We start from the raw sequence: 1,684 nt of genomic DNA, 5'->3' as shown, positions 1-1,684 counted from the left end.
AAAAAAAGATCTTTGAAAGTAATAGATGCAGAACCTGAGTAAGGGTATCGACATTCCCTGGATGGGAGATACTTAAAAGAGCTTAAAGAACTTTTCTACCACGAAGAGTTTGATCCTGGCTCAGGATGAACGCTAGCGACAGGCCTAACACATGCAAGTCGAGGGGTAACAGGGGCAGCTTGCTGCCTGCTGACGACCGGCGCACGGGTGAGTAACGCGTATGCAACCTGTCTTTAACAGGAGGATAGCCCCCGGAAACGGGGATTAATACTCCATGATACTTGTGTTTCGCATGAGATACAAGTTAAAGCTGAGGCGGTTAAAGGTGGGCATGCGTGACATTAGCTAGTTGGTGAGGTAACGGCTCACCAAGGCGACGATGTCTAGGGGTTCTGAGAGGAAGGTCCCCCACACTGGTACTGAGACACGGACCAGACTCCTACGGGAGGCAGCAGTGAGGAATCTTGGTCAATGGACGGAAGTCTGAACCAGCCATGTCGCGTGCAGGAAGACGGCCCTACGGGTTGTAAACTGCTTTTGTACGGGAATAAAAGCCATTACGAGTAGTGGATTGAATGTACCGTACGAATAAGCATCGGCTAACTCCGTGCCAGCAGCCGCGGTAATACGGAGGATGCGAGCGTTATCCGGACTTATTGGGTTTAAAGGGTGCGTAGGCGGAATGGTAAGTCAGCGGTGAAATACTACAGCTCAACTGTAGGGATGCCGATGATACTGTCATTCTTGAGTATACTTGAGGCATGCGGAATGAGTAGTGTAGCGGTGAAATGCATAGATATTACTCAGAACACCGATAGCGAAGGCAGCATGCTAAGGTAATACTGACGCTGAGGCACGAAAGCGTGGGTATCAAACAGGATTAGATACCCTGGTAGTCCACGCCGTAAACGATGATTACTGGTTGTTTGTCCGTTAAAGGATAAGCGACTGAGCGAAAGCATTAAGTAATCCACCTGGGGAGTACGTCGGCAACGATGAAACTCAAAGGAATTGACGGGGGCCCGCACAAGCGGTGGAACATGTGGTTTAATTCGATGATACGCGAGGAACCTTACCTGGGCTTAAATGCAGAGTGGTGTACTGGGAAACCGGTATTTCTTCGGACACTTTGCAAGGTGCTGCATGGTTGTCGTCAGCTCGTGCCGTGAGGTGTCGGGTTAAGTCCCATAACGAGCGCAACCCCTGTTGTCAGTTACCAGCACGTAATGGTGGGGACTCTGACAAGACTGCCGGTGTAAACCGCGAGGAAGGTGGGGATGACGTCAAATCAGCACGGCCCTTACGTCCAGGGCTACACACGTGTTACAATGGCCGGTACAGAGGGCAGCGAGACAGCGATGTTGAGCGAATCCTAAAAAGCCGGTCTCAGTTCGGATTGGAGTCTGCAACCCGACTCCATGAAGCTGGAATCGCTAGTAATCGCGCATCAGCCATGGCGCGGTGAATACGTTCCCGGGCCTTGTACACACCGCCCGTCAAGCCATGGAAGCCGGTGGTACCTGAAGTCTGTAACCGCAAGGAGCGGCCTAGGGTAAAGCCGGTGACTGGGGCTAAGTCGTAACAAGGTAGCCGTACCGGAAGGTGTGGCTGGAACACCTCCTTTCTGGAGAGTATTAACCAAATGAAAAGGGGATGAAGATCCCACTTAGGTTTTGCATTTTAT

Annotated in this window: 1 rRNA gene; it reads left to right on the top strand. The window is 51.2% G+C overall.

What is annotated here, in order from left to right:
• Positions 1–97: 97 nt before the first annotated feature.
• Positions 98–1,624: ribosomal RNA gene (locus tag BM130_RS14925) — 16S ribosomal RNA — on the top strand.
• The last annotated feature ends 60 nt before the right edge of the window (positions 1,625–1,684 follow it).

Origin of the sequence: Thermophagus xiamenensis, assembly GCF_900112795.1 — a bacterium.
GTDB classification, from domain to species: domain Bacteria; phylum Bacteroidota; class Bacteroidia; order Bacteroidales; family Marinilabiliaceae; genus Thermophagus; species Thermophagus xiamenensis.
The sequence above is the reverse complement of the archived record's forward strand: the minus strand, read 5'-3'. Positions and strand labels throughout refer to the sequence as shown.